The organism is Pseudomonas fluorescens, assembly GCF_003732425.1.
In the GTDB taxonomy this organism is placed as follows: domain Bacteria; phylum Pseudomonadota; class Gammaproteobacteria; order Pseudomonadales; family Pseudomonadaceae; genus Aquipseudomonas; species Aquipseudomonas fluorescens_BE.
Genome location: NZ_MOBX01000002.1, coordinates 62,072 through 79,463, shown reverse-complemented (window position 1 = coordinate 79,463; position 17,392 = coordinate 62,072). Strand labels below are relative to the sequence as shown.

Genomic DNA, 17,392 nt, shown 5'->3' with positions numbered 1-17,392 from the left:
GAGCCACTGATCCGCCCTTTCACACGTCTGCGAAAGGGCGGATACGACTCGGTGGTGCCGTTACTCTATTTGCCCACGGAAGCCGATCGGGCCTTCGTTGGCATAGGTATTGGTGCCACTGAGGTTTTTCCCTCCGTCACTGGACGTGACGCTCAACGCGATAACGTTCTGGTTGTCCCGGCCGCCAATCACCCACTTGCCGCCCGGATGCCATGGGGCATCATCGCCACCCCACTGATTCTCGACGTTGTACTGGTTCTGACCGGTGCGTTGCGCTTTGAAGCCAATGGGACCTTCCCCGGCATAGGTCATGGTGCCGGTGAACGTTTTACCGTCATCGCGCGACTGGATCTCGATAGCGACGACATTCTGGTTGTCCCGCCCGCCCAGTACCCAGGTTCCACCCGGATGCCACGGCGCCGAACTGCCACCCCATTGATTTGCCACTGCATATTTAGACATGAACCTCATCTCCTTGAAGTTTCGGGAGACCTGCCCGAGGTTGACGGCAGGCCGTGCAACCGTGCGTTTCCGATCGCACGCCAGAGAGACTAGTAGGCCTTGGAGAATGGCATCCGGCCAGCAGACCAGCGGTCAAAAAGCCTGACGCCAACCAGCGAAACAGACCACAACTGCTAGAGTTTCGGGCATCGCCTCTTTCGCCATCGGAGCCAGTCAAGGCATGAGTGAATCTCGCCCCCTACCCTCCCTGCGCGCCCCGACCCCGACGCAAACGCGCCTGTCGTTTTGCGAAGCAACGCCGCGCGACCTCAAGCGCTGGATCGCCGGCCTGCCCAAGGCCAACATCGGTGAAACCGCTCGCCTGCTGTATCAAGGCCTGGGCGAACTCAATCAATTGCTCACCCCCAGTGACAATCGCCTCAACCTGCTGGAGCTGCTGCGCCCCGAGGTCTATTTCGTCTGCCAGCATCTGGAACGGCATTTCCTGCATCAAGCGATCATGCTCGACGAACGTTCGCGCAAGATCAGCAATCTGTGCCAGGCGCTGCAAAGCCATCTGGCCATCGGCTACAAACAGATCGTGTTGCGGATTGCGCCGAAGTACAGCAAGGATCGCGCGGCATTGGTCAGTATGGCCCTGCAACGGGCGGCCCATGCACTCAAAGGTCAACTGCTGCGTGCCACGCAGTTATATAGCGCGCCGCCGGAGCATGTGTGGTTCGAACTGCATCAGCTGTATCGCAGCACCTGCGAACTGCAACTGCAACAACGCCGGGTGCATGATGATCTCGCCAGCCTCACCACCGAACTCAGTCTTGAACAGACTTACATCGCCGCCCTGCTCCTGGGCAGCGCCCGTTGCAATCAATTGCGGCAGAACCAGATCGCCCGCTTGGCCGAAGTACTCGAACCGTGGAGCGCCCTGCTCAAATTGCATCCCGCTCGCACGAGCGAAGGCCTGTTTGCGATCAGCCCGGCCATCGATGCCGGCCCGCGCTACCGCAACATGTTTCGCAGCGAAGAACAGCCCGGATTGCTCGGCTTCGATCCACAGCCGCTAGTGAACGCCATCGAAGCGCATTTGCAGCATCAAGACACATCAACGCCGCTACCCGTGCCGGCCGGCCTGAGCCTCGATACCCTGCAACACCTGCACGCCACTTGGGGGCAGGCCGCCGAGCGCAGCTTTCAACGTACCGTTGGCCAGGGCAATCTCACTGTATGCGTGGGTATGAGCGCCCTGCACTTTTACCTCGGCGGCGAGCGCAGTTTCAGCGAATTGCTCAAGCATCCCGCAGCGCGCCCGGCAAATTTCCGCAGTAGCGTCGCTGAAGGTGAAAAGGACAGTTGGAGCCAGGCCTTCGACGCGGCACCGCAGAGCAAATCTGATGAATTTTTGCCTTACGAGGAAATCCAGTACGACCATTTGCTCGAGGATGAAAGCGGCACGGACAGTACGCCGCATTACCCGACCTACGCCCTGCCGGTGATCAATCACAGCCCCGGCGGATACTGCCTCGCGTGGCCAGATGAAGTGCCCGCCGAATTGCAGGCCGGAGAAATGCTCGGCATCCACGACAGTGTCAGTCTGGGCTGGAGCATCGCGGTCATTCGCTGGATCCGCCAGGTGCGCGGCGGCGGCACGCAAATGGGCATTGAACTGGTGGCACCCCATGCTCAGCCTTGCGGCCTGCAACTGGTGCGCTCGCGCGACGATCACAGTCAGTATCTGCGCGGATTACTCCTGCCGGAGATCAGCGCGATCGACTTGCCGGCGACCCTGCTGGCGCCGCGCTTGCCGTTTCAGGAAGGCAATAAAGTGTTGATCAATACCCAGGGCGAAGAACACCGCGCCGGGCTGGATCGACGGGTGGCGAGTACGCACAGTTTCAATCAGTTTGCCTATCGCTCGCTGGAGGCCGCGCGCAATGGCGGGAGCGAGGAGGATTTTGATTCGTTGTGGAAGTCGCTTTAAAGCAAAAGATCGCAGCCTTCGGCAGCTCCTACAGGGAAATGCATATCCCTCTGTAGGAGCTGCTGAAGACTGCGATCTTTTGATCTTTAATTACAACTGCCCGTCGCGATCGCGGAAACCCAGCAGATACAGCACGCCATCCAGCCCCAACGTCGAAATCGCCTGCTTCGCCGACTGTTTCACCAGCGGCTTGGCACGGAACGCCACGCCCAAACCGGCAATCGCCAGCATCGGCAGGTCATTCGCGCCGTCGCCGACCGCGATGGTCTGCTCCAGACGCAAACCTTCCTTGTGTGCCAATTCTTTGAGCAAGTCAGCCTTGCGCTGCGCATCGACAATCGGTTCGATTGCCACGCCGGTGCACTTGCCGTCGACCACTTCCAGCTCGTTGGCGAACACATAGTCGATGCCGAGCTTGGCCTGCAGTTGTTTGGCGAAATAGGTGAAGCCGCCGGACAGAATCGCAGTCTTGTAGCCCAGACGCTTGAGTTCGGCGAACAGCGTTTCGGCGCCTTCGGTCAGACGCAGCGAAGCGCCGATCGAGTCCAGCACGCTGACATCCAGACCTTTGAGCAAGGCCAGACGCTCTTTGAAACTGGCGCGGAAGTCCAGCTCGCCGGCCATGGCGCGTTCAGTGATTGCCGACACCTGCTCGCCCACGCCGGCAGCCTTGGCCAGTTCGTCGATGACCTCGGCTTCGATCAGCGTCGAGTCCATGTCGAACACCGCCAGACGACGGTTGCGACGGAACAGCGAATCTTCCTGGAAGGCGATGTCGACGTTCAGCTCTTGGGCAACGCTGAGGAATTCGGCACGCAGCGCCTGCGGATCAGCCGCTTCGCCACGCACGGAGAACTCGATGCACCCCTTGCCTTTGTCGGCCGGAGTGTCCAGCGGCATGCGACCCGACAGACGGTCGATGTGATCGATGTTCAGGCCGTATTTGGCGGTGATCGAGCTGACGGCCTGCAATTGGCCAGCGGTGACTTTGCGGGTCAGCAAGGTGACGATGTGGCGTTTCTTGCCCTGATTGCCCACCCACTGCTGGTAATCCTCTTCGGACACCGGGGTGAAGCGCACCTGCTGGTCGAGCTCGTAGCCCTTGAACAGAATGTCCTTGAGCACGGATTTACCCTGCTCGGAATCGGGGATTTCAACCAGGATGCCAAACGACAGGGTGTCGTGGATCACCGCCTGACCGATGTCGAGAATGTTCACACCACCTTGTGCCAGAACGCCGGTAATGGCTGCCGTCAGACCCGGACGGTCGACTCCCGTGATGTTAATCAGGACGATTTCGCGCAACGCGCACCCCCGCAACTGGAAAAAAACCGCATTCTACCCACTTTCAGTGACCATCGGGCACCGCGAGCGCTTTGCCGGCCTAGGGCCTGTCGCTATACTGCGCGTCAACTTCACGGACAAAAGAGCCGAGCTCAGTGAACCGGCCCACGCCAGTTAAAACCGATAACTTCTTCCTGCTGATCTTCCGTGCACTGCGCCACCGCCGTGTACCGATTGCATTGCGCATTGCCAGCCATAACGTGATCCTGGTCGCTCTGGCCCTGGTGATCTATGCCGGCGTGATGGGTTTGCAATTCAAGCAGGCCATGCACCAGCAGGCCGATGCGCTGGGCGAAAGCCTGACCACGCAGACCGCGACCTCTGCCACAGAGCTGTTGGTGTCCAACGACATCCTCAGCCTGAACGTGCTGCTCAACAACCTGACCAAGAACAAACTGGTGGCCCACGCGGCGATCTACAGCGTGGATAACCGCATCCTCGCCGAGTCCGGTCAGCGGCCCAAGCACAGCCTGCTGGGCGAAGCCGAGGGCATGTACGAGAGCAAGATCACTTTCCAGGACGTGACCGCCGGGCAGCTGCGCATCAGCCTGGACATGGATCAGTTCCAGCAGCCGATGACCATCAGCCTGCAAAGCATGGGCATTCTCAGCGGGATTCTGTTGGCGCTGTCGCTGGCCTTGAGCCTGCGCATGGGCCGCTATCTGTCGACGCCGCTGCTGCAACTGCGGGTATGGTTGCGCCGTATCGACGAACACACGCCGGGCATCGATCGTCAGGATGAAATCGGCGATCTGGCGCGTCAGCTGCACGCCAACTACGCGCCGGAGCCTGCACCTGAACCGGAGCCTGAGTTCGAGGACGAAGAGGACGAGCCGGAATTCGAGGTGCGCAACTTGCGTGATCCGAGTTTCGACGAAACCCGTCCAATGGCCGCGCAGAAGCCTGCGCCGAGACATCTGGTCAGCACCGTCGAAGACGATGATGACGATGACGCATTCGCCGACCTGCGCGACGAGTCGCTCAATGGCGCGCCCCAACCTGTCGTCCGCCAACCGTCTCCAAGCGTGCCGCAGCACACCGCCGTATTGGCCGTGCAACTGGGCTCGCAAGAACAACTGCGTCGCTTGCCACGGGCACGCCTGGAAGAGTTGCAGGTGCGCTATCGCGACTGCCTCGATCAGGCTGCGTCGCTGTATCAGGGCGAAATCGAAACCCTGAACGACGGCAGCACGCTGATGCTCTTCCACACCGAAGACAGCGGCGACGATTACCTGACCAACGCGATCTGCTGCGGCGAGCTGCTGCGGGCACTGGGCCATCAGTTGCAAATTGAAGTCGCGGACAGCGGCATCACCCTGCAATTGCAGCTGGGCCTGACTTTGGGCGATGAGCTGTTCGGTCTGAGCCAGATTGATCTGCTGCTGACCGACTCGGCGCAGGACGCCCTGGCCTTGTCGCAACACAGCCGTAACCTGCTGCTGGTCGAGCGCAAGATCAGTGACGATGCCTTGATTCGCCAGCGTGCGCGGATCCGGCCGATTGCCAGCCCTGAAGGTGCTTGCTGTGTAGAGCGGTTGATGGAGCCGTATCCGTCGATGCTCGAGCGGCAACTGGCGCGGATGCATGAGCGTCGGGCTTAAGCCTTAGGCCTGAAACACAGAAGCCCGCAGACGAGTGATTGTCTGCGGGCTTTTTTGTGGCTGACTGAAAAGCCCCTCACCCTAGCCCTCTCCCAGAGGGAGAGGGGGACTGACCGAGTTGTCTGACGCGATACATCGACCTGACAAATCGAGTCGATCATGGATTCACAGCAGGACGATCAGGTCGGCGTAACTCTGCAATATCCCCCAATCGGTCCCCTCTCCCTCCGGGAGAGGGCTAGGCGGGCGGCGTTCCGATGAGGGGCTTTTGATCTTCTAGCCCCCAGATACAACAAAGCCCGCACAAGGCGGGCTCTGTTCTGACTCGATCCGGCTTAGAAGCGGAACACTTCCATATCGGTACGAATCGGCGATGCCATCGGAATCTTCGGCTGCTTCTCGGTATCCGCCGCCGGTGCTGCTGGCTTCGGTGCCGCTTTACGCGGGACCTCAGCCACCGGTGGCTGATTGGCCAACGGCTTGAGCGCTACCGACAATTGCTCGGCCAGACGCTGCAGCAAAATGCCCTGGGCCTGAACCTGCGAAGCGGTACTGCCAGCATGCAGCTCCTGCAGATGAACGATGCGGTTATCGCGTACCTGACCACGACGGTCAATCAGGCGCCATTGCGCATCGAGAATCGCCGGTTGTTTCTGGCCAGAGTCCAGACGCGTGATGGTCAGCAACACCTGCACATCCGGAGTGAACCCCGCAGTGGCCGGTGCCAATACCACACGCTGGCTGTCCAGATGGCCAGCGACCTGACGCATCAGCAACTGATCGATATCCGACGAAAGGCTGCCAGCCCAACGACCATCGGTCGCTGCCTGCAGGCTGCCGTCCGGTTGACGTTGCAGCAATGTCTCACGTTGCAGGTAATCGGCTACGACTACCGGGCCTAACAAAACCGCCATACCCGCGCTTTGCGCAGGCTGAACCGGACTTCCGCTGTCCAGTTGATACAGCGACACCGGCTGGTGAACGCTGCAACCCGCCAGGCCCAAAACGCCGGCGAGCAGGAAAATAAGGGGGCGCAGAGCAGTCATCATCCCGTCCAGGTGGCCGCCACAAGGCTGACCACAGTGAAAATACTCAATAAATATGAAGAACGCTCGGCCACGCCGGCGCTTGGAAAGGCCATATCATCCGTGAATATGCGTTCCGACTCCAGCGCCAAAGCGTCGATCTACGCGTTAAATCGTGGATCGACGCGTCTAGCACGCTTAATTGAGGTTTTCGACGAGCAGCGCATCGACCCGCTGGAAGCCCCTTGGAAGCTTATTGCCACGACGTCCACGCTCACCCTTGTAGTGTTCGAGGTCGTCGGCCTTCAGCGACAGGGTCCGTTTTCCGGCCTGCAGCACCAAGGTGGCGCCTTCCGGAAGTACGGCGATGTCCGTGACATATTCTTCGCGACTGGCCACGCGCTCACCGGAAATACCGATGATCTTGTTGCCTTTGCCCTTACCTAATTGTGGCAGATCGCTGATCTTGAAGATCAGCAGGCGACCTTCGGTCGTGACCGAAGCCAGCCAGTTCTGCTCGCGATCGGTCACCGGGCGTGGCGCGATCACTTTGGCGTTGTTCGGCAGGCTCAACAGGGCTTTACCGGCCTTGTTCTTGGCTTGCAGGTCTTCGCCCTTGACCACGAAGCCGTAACCGGCGTCGGACGCGATCACGTACAGCGCATCGTCTTCCGGCATCAGCACGCATTCGAACGTGGCGCCGGGCGGCGGCGTCAGGCGGCCGGTCAGCGGTTCGCCCTGGCCACGGGCCGACGGCAAGGTGTGCGCGGGCACCGAGTAGCTGCGGCCGGTCGAGTCGATAAACACGGCAAACTGGTTGGAGCGCCCCGCCGCCGAAGTCTTGAAGCCGTCACCGGCCTTGTACGACAGGCCGGTGGCGTCGATGTCATGACCTTTGGCCGAACGGATCCAGCCTTTTTCCGACAGCACCACGGTGACTTTTTCATTCGGCAGCAAATCGTGCTCGGTCAGCGCCTTGGCTTCAGCGCGCTCGACAATCGGCGACCGACGGTCATCACCGTAGGTTTCGGCGTCTTTCAACAGCTCGGTGCGCACCAGTTTCTTCAGCTTGGCTTCGCTGCCCAGCAGGGCTTGCAGCTTGGCTTGTTCCTTGAGCAACTCGTCCTGCTCGTCGCGCAACTTCATCTCTTCCAGTCGCGCCAACTGACGCAGACGGGTGTCGAGGATGTAGTCGGCCTGAATCTCACTGAGGGCGAAACGCTCGATCAGCTTGGCTTTCGGGTGCTCCTCGGTACGGATGATGTGGATCACTTCATCCAGGTTGAGGTAGGCAATCAACAAACCGTCCAACAGGTGCAGGCGACGCTCGACCTTGTCGAGGCGGAATTGCAGGCGACGACGCACGGTCAGCACGCGGAATTCCAGCCACTCGACCAGCAGCGCACGCAGGTTTTTCAGCTGCGGCTTGCCGTCCAGACCGATAATGTTGACGTTGACCCGGTAGGTCGACTCCAGCTCGGTGCTGGCGAACAAGTGCTGCATCAGCGCTTCGTGATCGACGCGGCTGTTGACCGGGATGATCACAATACGGCACGGGTTTTCGTGGTCGGATTCATCGCGCAGGTCAGCGATCTGCGGAGCCTTCGACGGTTTGGCCTGCATCAACGCGGCGATTTGCTCCAGCACTTTGGCCCCGGACACCTGGTGCGGCAGCGCGGTGACGATGATGTCACCGTCCTCGACGTGGTAAACGGCGCGCATGCGCACCGAGCCCTTGCCGGTTTCGTACATCTTCAGCAGGTCGGCACGCGGCGTGATGATTTCCGCTTCGGTCGGATAATCCGGACCTTGAATGTGTTCGCAGAGCTGTTCGACCGTGGCTTTCGGCTCATCAAGCAGGCGCACGCAAGCGGTGGCGACTTCACGCAGGTTATGCGGCGGCACGTCGGTGGCCATGCCCACGGCAATGCCGGTGGTGCCGTTGAGCAGGATGTTTGGCAGGCGCGCTGGCAGGACCAAAGGTTCCTGCAGGGTACCGTCGAAGTTCGGCCCCCAGTCGGCGGTGCCCTGACCGAGTTCGCTGAGCAGCACTTCGGAATAACGCGACAACCGCGCTTCGGTGTAACGCATGGCGGCGAAGGACTTCGGATCGTCCGGCGCACCCCAGTTACCCTGACCGTCGACCAGCGTGTAGCGATAGCTGAACGGCTGCGCCATCAGGACCATCGCTTCGTAGCACGCCGAGTCGCCGTGCGGGTGGAATTTACCGAGCACGTCACCGACGGTACGCGCCGATTTCTTGTGCTTGGAATCAGCGTCCAGCCCCAGCTCGCTCATGGCGTAGACGATACGCCGCTGTACCGGTTTCAGGCCGTCGCCGATATGCGGCAGAGCACGGTCCATGATCACGTACATGGAGTAATTGAGGTAGGCACTTTCGGTGAAGTCGGCCAACGAGCGGCGTTCTACACCGTCCAGGCTGAGATCAAGGGGGTTGCTCATGCAGGCCTCATCGGTTCGTTGTCTGGCGCAGCAGCATGGTGCCACCGCGCTGAGTAAATTCAAGTTTGTTCAGGGCGCTCATGCCGAGCAGCACCTGATCGCCATGCAGCCCCGGCGCCACCAGTGCGCGGACGTCGCGCAGCACAATGTCACCCAGTTGCAGGCGGTCGATTTTGGTCCGGTAGCCCTGGCTCAGGCCATTGGCCGTGCTCAGGGTCACACCGAAACCTTCTTCCAGCTTCAAACGCTTGGCCAGATCCGCCGGGATCGCTACATCGGTTGCGCCGGTGTCGAGCATGAACTCGACCGGTTCGCCGTTGATCTGACCGCTGGCGACAAAATGCCCTTGGGCGTTGCCGGCCAGCTTCACCTCGATAAACCCTTCGCCCTGCTCCGAACTGACCACGACGTTCGGATTCTGCTGGCGTTGCTCCCACTGGCCGAAAAACCGCGTCGCCAGAAACAGCGCCGCGCACCATGCCAGAATCATCAGCACCCGACCGGCGCGTTTGCCCGGGGGTTGCTGGCTCACGGCTTCGCGCTCCAGCCACCCTCAGGCGCGGCGAAGCGCCAGACGATCGGCCGAACCTCACCGTCGGCACGCGGCCCAAAATTATTGTCAACGCCGACCCACGCACCCTCAGCGTCAACGATCAGCGCCTCTTCCAACCCGAAGTTCTGCGAGTAGCGGCGGTTGGCCTGCAACAATTCAGCGGCGTACGACCAGCAACGCTCGACCTTGGCGGTCTGCGCATCGCGCCGACAAATCTGGAAGGCGTTGCGCTCAAGGGTAAACAATTTGCCGTTAAACAACGAAAGGTCGGAAAAGTCCCGGTCGACCGCTCTGGCCTTCGGGAACTGCGGCGGCTGCATTTCCTTGCCGCCCTCGCTGAGCAGCACGCAACGACCATCGCAATCCCACACCGTCTGCCGGCGCTTGATCAGCAGCAAGCCACGGCTTTGCCGTTCGGCGGCCAGCCACATCTGATCGCCCGCCGGATTGATCGCCAGGCCTTCGAAGATCGCATTGAAATGCAGGAGCATGCCGCTGGCCCGTGCTTCGCGAACCATCATCGGCGAGATCTTCAGCCAGTTGACCGGGCCGCTGACGGGCACCTGCAAGACCGCCGCATGGCCCTCGCTGACAATGTAGCGATTGCCGGCGCTGTCGCAGCTGATACCTTCGAAATCCAGGTCGCCACCGCGCACGAACGAAGCGGCCCAGTTGCGCGAGCGCAACCCCCACGGCAAACCGGTCTCCGGCACCAGGGGGACGTCGATGTGCAAGGCTTCGGCCTGCCAGACCTGTTCGGCGGTATTGAGCCGATAGATCTGATCGTCATCGCGGTCCGACACCGTCCACAACTCGCTGCCACACATGGCCAGCCCCGACAGGTTACCGCCGCGCATGCCGTCGACCGGGTGCTCGGAGAGCACGCGCAATTCCTGCAACGGCTCGGCCGACACGCTCATCGCACTCAGCAGCAACGCACCCGCCAAGGCCCAGCCAAACCGCATCAGGCCAGCACCTCGGCGAGGTTGCCTTTGGATTCAAGCCAGGTCTTGCGGTCACCGGCGCGTTTCTTCGCCAGCAGCATGTCCATCATTTCCGAGGTTTCAGCGAAGTCTTCGCCCAGTGTCAGTTGCACCAGGCGCCGAGTGTTCGGGTCCATGGTGGTTTCACGCAGCTGTGGCGGGTTCATTTCACCCAGACCTTTGAATCGGGTGACCTGTGGTTTACCGCGTTTCTTCTCGGCGACCAGACGATCGAGAATGCCGTCGCGTTCGGCTTCGTCGAGGGCGTAGTAAATCTCTTTGCCCAGGTCGATACGGTACAGCGGCGGCATTGCCACGTAGACGTGACCGGCATCGACCAGCGGGCGGAAATGCTGGACGAACAGCGCACACAGCAAGGTTGCGATATGCAGACCGTCGGAGTCGGCGTCGGCGAGGATGCAGATTTTGCCGTAGCGCAGCTGGCTCATGTCCGCTGCACCCGGATCGACACCGATGGCCACGGCAATGTTGTGCACTTCCTGGCTGGCGAGTACCTCGCTGCCGTCGACTTCCCAAGTGTTGAGGATCTTGCCGCGCAACGGCAGGATCGCCTGGAATTCCTTGTCCCGCGCTTGCTTGGCGGAACCGCCGGCGGAATCACCCTCGACCAGAAACAGTTCGGAACGCATCGGATCCTGCCCGGCGCAGTCAGCCAGTTTGCCCGGCAGTGCCGGCCCCTGGGTGACGCGTTTACGCTCGACTTTCTTGCTTGCCTTGAGACGACGACCGGCGTTGTTGATCGCCAGTTCCGCCAGGGCCAGACCGGTCTCCGGGTTGGCGTTGAGCCACAGGCTGAAGGCGTCCTTGACCACACCGGAGACGAACGCCGCCGCTTCACGCGACGACAGACGCTCTTTGGTCTGGCCGGAGAATTGCGGCTCCTGCATCTTCATCGACAGCACGAAAGCGATCCGCTCCCAGACGTCTTCCGGCGCCAGCTTCACGCCGCGCGGCAGCAGGCTGCGGAATTCGCAGAACTCGCGCATCGCATCAAGCAGGCCCTGACGCAAACCGTTGACGTGGGTACCGCCCTGCGCCGTCGGGATCAGGTTGACGTAGCTTTCCTGCACCGCGTCGCCACCTTCCGGCAACCACAGCAGCGCCCAGTCGACCGCTTCCTTATTACCGGCGAAAGCGCCGCAGAACGGTTCGTCCGGCAGGCGTTCGAATTCGCTGACGGCATCGACCAGATAGGAGCGCAGGCCGTCTTCGTAATGCCATTCGACTTTCTCGCCGGTGCCTTTGTCTTCAAAGCTGACCAACAGGCCCGGGCACAACACAGCCTTGGCCTTGAGCACGTGCTTGAGGCGGCTGATGGAGAATTTCGGTGAATCGAAATACTTCGGATCCGGCGCGAAGTACACGCTGGTGCCGGTATTGCGCTTGCCAACGGTGCCAACGATTTCCAGCTCGGAGGCCTTGAAGCCGTCGTTGAAGGTCATCTGGTATTCGTTGCCGTCACGCTTGACGCGCACACGGACTTCGGTCGACAAGGCGTTGACCACGGAAATACCTACCCCGTGCAGACCGCCGGAGAACTGGTAGTTCTTGTTGGAAAACTTGCCGCCCGCATGGAGCTTGGTGAGGATCAGCTCAACGCCCGACACGCCCTCTTCCGGGTGGATGTCGACCGGCATGCCACGGCCGTCGTCGCTGACTTCCAGCGAATGGTCGGCGTGCAGGATGACCTGCACCGACTTGGCGTGGCCGGCCAGGGCTTCGTCGACGCTGTTGTCGATGACTTCCTGGGCGAGGTGGTTCGGCCGACTGGTGTCGGTGTACATGCCGGGGCGTTTGCGCACCGGGTCGAGGCCCGAGAGGACTTCGATGGCGTCGGCGTTATAAGAGCTAGCGCTGGGAGTGGCCATAGGGTCTCGTCGTCAGTCATTCATGAAATAGGGGCAAGACTTCACAGTTCGGTGAAATCGATTGCCTGATACACATCGGCGCCAATGCCGGCAAAACTCAGCAACGCCGGCAATTGCCCGGCAAAACCCTGAAACCCATGGTCGCCGCCGGCCTGAATGCGCAATGCACAGGCCCGGTAATACTGCTGGGCGAGGCGATAATCCAGTGTTTCATCGCCGGTCTGCAACCATACCTGATAGCGCTGTGCATCCTGAGGCGCCGGCACTTCCAGTTCGGCCAGCGCCGTGACGTGGTCGTGGGTCAATTCCCAGGTTTCATCGGTGTACAGGTTTTTCTGCGGGCCCAGATAGCCGTCGAACATCCGGTGCGGGCTGACCGCCGGGTTCACCAGCAGGGCTTTCAGGCCATGGCGCTCGGCCAAGTGAGTCGCATAGTAGCCGCCGAGTGAGCTTCCCACCAGCAGCGGGCTGCCCAGTTCGGCAATCGCTTGCTCCAACTGACCGATGGCTTCACGCGGGTGGTGATGCAGGGCCGGGACACGCAGTTGCTCGCTCAACCCCAGCCGCTCCATCACCGCGACCAGCTGACAGGCCTTTTTCGAGGCCGGGGCGCTGTTGAAACCGTGGATATAAAGGATCGAACCGGACATTGGAGCTCCCTGGGTGTCGGCGAAAGAGAGCGGAGTTTACAGGGAGTCAGTGTAAGGGCATAAACAAAAACCCTGTGGCGAGGGAGCTTGCTCCCGCTCGGCTGCGCAGCAGTCGTAACCCAGACAATTGCTCTCTTCTGCGCTGACGCGGTGACTGAGTCTGGGTCTGCTACGCAGCCCAGCGGGAGCAAGCTCCCTCGCCACAATGATTTCAGTAACCTTCAGAACCGTAGTCGACTGTGAACTCGAATCCGGTAACGCGCTCAACGCCGGTTTCCAGCCGACCATCCGGCAACAACCGCAACCACCGATACCCCGGCGCCTGCTCACCGACTTTGAAGTCCTCACTCCCTGGCTCAAACTGAATGCACGTCGAAGGCGAAGCCATCAACCGCACGCCATTACGCTCGCGATCAATCTCCTGATGCACATGCCCCCACAACACGGCGCGCGCCTGTGGAAAACGATCCAGCACTTCGAAGAACGCTTCTGGATTGCGCAAACCGATCGGCTCCATCCACGCACAACCGATCGACACCGGATGATGGTGAAAACACACCAGATGATGGCGCTCCGGCGCTTCGCTCAGCGCGCGGGCCAACAGTTGCAATTGATCATCCTGAAGATACCCGGGCACCGAGCCCGGCACCGCGGAATCGAGCATCGTCACCCGCCAGTTGCCGATGTCGACCACAGGGTCGAGCAAGGCACTTTGCACCGCCGCCACGGCCATGATCTGCGGCTCATCGTGATTGCCGGGAATCCAGCGCGCCGGGGCCTCGATCTGTGCGGTCAGTTCACGAAACTGCTGATACGACTCCAGTGTGCCGTCCTGGGAAATATCACCCGTAGCCAGCATCAGATCGATTTGCGGCTGCTGCTCCAGCACCCGTTCGATGACTTTCTGCAGGCTCTCGCGGGTGTTCATGCCCAGCAGCGTGCCATCCGTTTCAGCAAACAGATGGCTGTCGGACAACTGCACCAGCAACGCCGCATCGGCGGTGGTCAACGTGGATACGCTCGGCAAGGCGCTCTCCCAAGGCAAAAGCACGGAATCGATCAAGTGCCGCAATTATGCTGGGGGATCAGTGAAAGAGGAAACCGCCGAACCGGACACAGTTCACAACTAGCGTACGACTTCGTACTCATGCCCCAACGCCAGACAATGACTCAGCCATTCCCCCAAGAACAGATTGAGCTGCGCCTTTTCATCCGGCTGATGCATCGCTGCATTCGGGTAAGGATAGATGCCGCGAAAGCGTCGCGCATGTTCGGCGCTGACCACTTCGGCCATGCGCGCGTCGTGATAGACCTGCACTTCCAGTTGCGGCACCGGCAGCCATGGCAGGCTGTGCTCCTGACGCACTTGCAGCGTCGTGGTGTACGGGCAGGTTTGCAGCACTTCGAGGGCCAGTACGCCAAGCATCTGCTCACCCTGAGTGACGGCGATGCGTCGCGCCTCGGGTTCGTTGCGCATGTCCGGGACCAGTCGCATCAGGCGCGCGTAGTTGGCCTCGCAGGCGGCTTGCAGCCCCACGAGGTCGACTCGATAGCGATCGCGCAACTTGTTTACGACCATAACCCCCTCACTTCGGCGCGGTTCAGCGCCAGCCACTGCAAAGCGATGATGCTCGCCGCGTTGGCAATGCGTCCGTCACGGACGGCCTGAAAGGCATCTTCAAAAGCCCAGACCGTGACGCGGATATCTTCTGCCTCTTCTTCCAGGCCATGCAGGCCGCCAACGCCTTCCGTACTGCAACGCCCCAGATACAAATGCACGAACTCGTTGCTGCCGCCCGGCGACGGGAAATATTTGGTCATCGGCCACAGGGCCTTGATGTCCAGCCCAGCTTCCTCCTGCGCCTCGCGGTGAGCAACTTCTTCCGGCACTTCGGCCTTGTCGATCAGACCAGCGACCAGCTCGACCAGCCACGGATTGTCGGTCTTGCCCATGGCGCCAACGCGGAACTGCTCGATCAACACCACTTCGTCGCGCTGCGGATCGTAGGGCAGCATGCACACGGCATCATGACGCACAAACACTTCACGGTTGATCTCGCGGCTCATGCCACCGGCGAACAATTCATGACGCAGGTGCAAACGCTCGAGTTTGTAAAAACCCTCGTAGCAGCGTTCGCGTCGTACGACGTCGACGGTGGTCGGAATGGCGTTGGCAAAATCAGTCATGAGCATCCTCTTTACTGCAGATCCATTACGCGGTTGCTGTTGGTGACTGGCAACCTCGACTTCGCGCCATCCTAACGCGCCCGCACGGTTTGATGCAGCCCCTTTACCGTCAGCGGGATGGACGGTGGCGGCGAAACCCACTCTAATTAGCTTAGTGGCGAACTGACTGCTTCTGCGAGAGTCGAAGCGGATATCTTTTTGCCTTCCCCTGTTTCAGAAAGGACGCCCATGTCGCTTTTCAAAATTGCCTCCGTGGCCGCCATCGCCCTGACCCTCGGCGCGTGCGCGAGCCTGTTCCAGCCCAACTACCGCACACCGCTGGAAACCACCCGCGATGCCTCGGAACAGCTCAAGCCTGGATGTTCCAACCCTGATTGCCCGCTGGTCAACATCGACACCCTGCGCTTCCCGGCCGAACCGGCGCTGGACGGCATCATCGAAAAACGCCTGCTGCAAATGACCCGCACCGAGCAAAACGCGCCGGTGGCGCCAACCCTGGCGGCCTATCGCGAGCAGTTTCTGGCCAGCGCCGGCCCGCGCAACAGCAGCTACCTGCAAGCGAAAGTACGCGAGCAGCATGACGGCTTGGTGATCATCGAGTTGTCGAGCTACCTCGACACCGGCGGCGCCCATGGCACACCGGGTCGCGGTTTCATCAACTATTCGCGCCAGCAGCACAAAGTACTGAACCTGTCCGACATGCTCGTGCCGGGTCAGGAAGAGGCGTTCTGGAAAGCAGCGCAAGTGGCGCACAACAGCTGGTTGATCAGCACCAAGCTCGACCAGGAAGCGGACTTTGTGAAGAGCTGGCCGTTCGTGAAAACCCCGAACGTGGCGCTGACCTATGGCGGCGTGATCCTCAAGTACGACGTGAGCACCCTTGCGCCTTACGCGCTGGGCCACGTCGAACTGAAGATTCCTTACCCGCGCCTGAACGGCATTCTCAAGCCCGAGCTGTTTCCCGGCCGTAACTGAAGGCCCGGCCCAGCACTAGTTGCAACAGCCCTGCCAGCACCAGCGCCGGCAGGGTTGCGCCGACATCCGGATACAGATTCGCCAGCAAGTGGTAGGTGCTCACGCCTCCCAGCCACGCCAACAACGCCGGCCAGCGCAATGCGGCTGACGCAACCTGAGCACTACGCTTGCGCAGGATGAAATGATCGACCAGCACCACGCCGAACAGCGGCGCAAACACCGAGCCGATCAACAGCAGGAAATTCTGGTACTGCGCCAACGGCGCCAGCAGTGCGATCAGCGTGCAGATCACGCCGATGGCCAAGGCCAGATGCTCGACTTTCAGACGCAACAGAATCCCGCTCGATACCGCTGCCGAATGAATGTCGGCGAAAGCGTTTTCCGACTCATCCAGCAGAATCAGCAGCAGCGGAATGCCCAGACCGGCACCGGCCAGTGCCAGCAGCAGCGCGTTGACTTCACCGCTCGGCGCGAACGCCAGGGTGTAAGCGACGCCGAGGCTCATCAGCCAAAAGTTACCGATGAAGAAACCGACGGCAGTACCACCGAAGACGTTTTTCGCGCGTTTGCCGAAACGCGAGTAATCGGCGATCAGCGGCAGCCACGACAGCGGCATGGCGATGGCGATGTCGAAGCCCACGGCGAACGGCATCGAACCGTCACCGGCACGCGACCAGAGATCCGCCAGATCGGCTTTGGCGAACAGGTTCCAGGTCAGCCACAGGCACGCCGCCAGTAACAGCCAGATGCCCCACTTGCGCAGGATCTGCCGCACGAAAGTCAGCGGGCCGCTGACCGCGAGCAATGTTGCCAGAGCGCCGAAAAACAGCGTCCATAACATCGGGTTCGACCACAGCGAACCTTCGCTGAACGCACGAGTGCCGAGCAGACTGGCGGCGTCACGCATGACGATGATTTCGAACGAACCCCAGCCAATCAGTTGCAGCAAATTGAGTAGCGCCGGCAGGCTCGCGCCTTTGCTGCCGAGGCTGAGTTTCAGCGCGGCCATCGACGACAGGCCGGTGTCGCTGCCGATCACACCGACAGCGGCCAGCAGCAAAACGCCGACCAGTGTGCCGAGGAAAATCGCCAGCAGCGAGCCGGACAGGCCCAGGCCTGGCGCGAGCAATGCGCCGGTCTGCAAAACCATCAGGCCGATGCCGAGGGAGAACCACAGGGAAAACAGATCGCGACCGCCGAATACACGCTTGTCGGCGGGTACGGCGAGGTCGGGGGAATAGGTGCCGGGTTGAATGCTCAAGGGTGTTATCTCAGAGGGACATTT

Annotated in this window: 15 protein-coding genes; 3 read left to right on the top strand and 12 right to left on the bottom strand. The window is 60.9% G+C overall.

Annotation, left to right across the window (positions count from 1 at the left end; all coding sequences use genetic code 11):
• Nucleotides 1–60: 60 nt before the first annotated feature.
• Nucleotides 61–462, bottom strand: coding sequence for a lectin OAA family protein (locus BK670_RS01870; RefSeq protein WP_123448379.1), 402 nt, complete (start codon nt 460–462; stop codon nt 61–63).
• 220 nt (nt 463–682) lie between these two features.
• Here BK670_RS01870 and BK670_RS01865 point away from each other — a divergent pair, with 220 nt between their 5' ends.
• Nucleotides 683–2,437 (top strand): molecular chaperone, encoded by a 1,755-nt coding sequence (locus BK670_RS01865; protein ID WP_123448378.1) that lies wholly within the window; start codon nt 683–685, stop codon nt 2,435–2,437.
• Nucleotides 2,438–2,527: 90 nt separating this feature from the next.
• Here the strand turns inward: BK670_RS01865 and serB are convergent, their stop codons facing one another.
• Complete coding sequence (gene serB, locus BK670_RS01860) at nt 2,528–3,742, bottom strand: phosphoserine phosphatase SerB (RefSeq protein WP_064388597.1); 1,215 nt, start codon at nt 3,740–3,742, stop codon at nt 2,528–2,530.
• Nucleotides 3,743–3,876: 134 nt separating this feature from the next.
• Here serB and BK670_RS01855 point away from each other — a divergent pair, with 134 nt between their 5' ends.
• A complete protein-coding gene (locus BK670_RS01855) occupies nt 3,877–5,382 on the top strand; it encodes an AhpA/YtjB family protein (RefSeq protein ID WP_123448377.1) in 1,506 nt (501 codons plus the stop codon).
• A 335-nt stretch (nt 5,383–5,717) separates the two neighbouring features.
• Here BK670_RS01855 and BK670_RS01850 read toward each other — a convergent pair whose 3' ends face one another.
• From BK670_RS01850 to BK670_RS01805, 9 genes are all read right to left on the bottom strand, one after another.
• Nucleotides 5,718–6,428: a PqiC family protein gene (locus tag BK670_RS01850; RefSeq protein ID WP_123448376.1), complete on the bottom strand. Its 711-nt coding sequence runs from the start codon at nt 6,426–6,428 to the stop codon at nt 5,718–5,720.
• A gap of 177 nt (nt 6,429–6,605) precedes the next feature.
• Nucleotides 6,606–8,870 carry a DNA topoisomerase IV subunit A gene (parC, locus tag BK670_RS01845; RefSeq protein ID WP_123448375.1) on the bottom strand — a complete coding sequence of 755 codons (2,265 nt, stop codon included), beginning with the start codon at nt 8,868–8,870 and terminating at the stop codon, nt 6,606–6,608.
• A 7-nt stretch (nt 8,871–8,877) separates the two neighbouring features.
• The gene (locus tag BK670_RS01840) at nt 8,878–9,402 is read right to left on the bottom strand and encodes a retropepsin-like aspartic protease family protein (RefSeq protein ID WP_007915776.1); all 525 of its coding nucleotides are present in this window, start codon (nt 9,400–9,402) and stop codon (nt 8,878–8,880) included.
• Nucleotides 9,399–10,388 carry an esterase-like activity of phytase family protein gene (locus BK670_RS01835; protein ID WP_123448374.1) on the bottom strand — a complete coding sequence of 330 codons (990 nt, stop codon included), beginning with the start codon at nt 10,386–10,388 and terminating at the stop codon, nt 9,399–9,401. Before BK670_RS01835 ends, BK670_RS01840 begins: the two co-directional genes overlap by 4 nt.
• Nucleotides 10,388–12,295 (bottom strand): DNA topoisomerase IV subunit B, encoded by a 1,908-nt coding sequence (gene parE / locus BK670_RS01830; RefSeq protein WP_095047278.1) that lies wholly within the window; start codon nt 12,293–12,295, stop codon nt 10,388–10,390. The genes BK670_RS01835 and parE overlap by 1 nt, the downstream gene beginning before the upstream one ends.
• Before the next feature lie 41 nt (nt 12,296–12,336).
• On the bottom strand, nt 12,337–12,945 hold the full coding sequence (locus tag BK670_RS01825; RefSeq protein ID WP_123448373.1) for a YqiA/YcfP family alpha/beta fold hydrolase: 609 nt from the start codon (nt 12,943–12,945) through the stop codon (nt 12,337–12,339).
• A gap of 211 nt (nt 12,946–13,156) precedes the next feature.
• Nucleotides 13,157–13,972, bottom strand: coding sequence for a 3',5'-cyclic-AMP phosphodiesterase (cpdA, locus tag BK670_RS01815; RefSeq protein ID WP_123448372.1), 816 nt, complete (start codon nt 13,970–13,972; stop codon nt 13,157–13,159).
• A 99-nt stretch (nt 13,973–14,071) separates the two neighbouring features.
• Nucleotides 14,072–14,524 carry a DUF1249 domain-containing protein gene (locus tag BK670_RS01810; protein WP_034151669.1) on the bottom strand — a complete coding sequence of 151 codons (453 nt, stop codon included), beginning with the start codon at nt 14,522–14,524 and terminating at the stop codon, nt 14,072–14,074.
• Complete coding sequence (locus tag BK670_RS01805) at nt 14,515–15,132, bottom strand: NUDIX domain-containing protein (RefSeq protein WP_123448371.1); 618 nt, start codon at nt 15,130–15,132, stop codon at nt 14,515–14,517. The genes BK670_RS01810 and BK670_RS01805 overlap by 10 nt, the downstream gene beginning before the upstream one ends.
• Nucleotides 15,133–15,360: 228 nt before the next feature.
• On the opposite strand from BK670_RS01805, the gene BK670_RS01800 reads away from it, so the two are divergent.
• The gene (locus BK670_RS01800; protein ID WP_123448370.1) at nt 15,361–16,107 is read left to right on the top strand and encodes an RsiV family protein; all 747 of its coding nucleotides are present in this window, start codon (nt 15,361–15,363) and stop codon (nt 16,105–16,107) included.
• Here BK670_RS01800 and cytX read toward each other — a convergent pair.
• Nucleotides 16,076–17,368 (bottom strand): putative hydroxymethylpyrimidine transporter CytX, encoded by a 1,293-nt coding sequence (cytX, locus tag BK670_RS01795; RefSeq protein WP_123448369.1) that lies wholly within the window; start codon nt 17,366–17,368, stop codon nt 16,076–16,078. The two genes, BK670_RS01800 and cytX, sit on opposite strands and share 32 nt — an antisense overlap.
• Between the last annotated feature and the right edge of the window lie 24 nt (nt 17,369–17,392).